Origin of the sequence: Sulfitobacter sp. HI0129 (genome assembly GCF_001635395.1) — a bacterium.
Lineage (GTDB): Bacteria > Pseudomonadota > Alphaproteobacteria > Rhodobacterales > Rhodobacteraceae > Sulfitobacter.
Map to the genome: position 1 here is coordinate 1 of NZ_LWGH01000949.1, position 503 is coordinate 503.

The following is a 503-nucleotide window of genomic DNA, read 5'->3' on the forward strand; positions in this document are numbered from 1 at the left end:
TCGATATCGAGACCGCCGTGCTGGTGATCGGTGCTATGCCCGAACGGGACGCGGCGCAGGTGGTGGGCGAACTGAGCCTCGTCCGCGCGCGGTTGATCACCAAGATCATTCTGGAACAATCGAAGCTGCCCGCCGACCGCAACCTTGAGGGGCTGCGCCTGCGCTGAGCGGGGCGCGCGCCTTCATTCTTCGCGCAAGGTGGACCCTTCGGGGGGGGTGCGCCTGTTGTTGCGGCGCAGATCCATCACGTAGCCGATAATCTCCGCCACCGCCTGCCAGTGTTCGACCGGCACGCGTTCATCGACTTCGACGCTCGCATGGAGGGCGCGGGCGAGGGGGCGGTTCTCGATCATCGGAATGTCATGCTCCCGCGCGATTTCGCGGATGCGCGCGGCCATGACATCCGCACCCTTGGCCACGCAGAGGGGCACGTCATCCTTGCCCTGTTCGTAGCGCAGCGCGACGGCGTAATGGGTCGGGTTGGTCAGGATCACGCTGGCGGT

The 503-nt window shown here is 66.0% G+C and carries 1 protein-coding gene; it reads right to left on the reverse strand.

The window, feature by feature from the left end; translation table 11 throughout:
• Positions 1–182: 182 nt before the first annotated feature.
• Positions 183–503 (reverse strand): EscU/YscU/HrcU family type III secretion system export apparatus switch protein (locus A3764_RS21180; protein WP_201722487.1); only part of this gene is annotated, 321 nt, incomplete at its 5' end.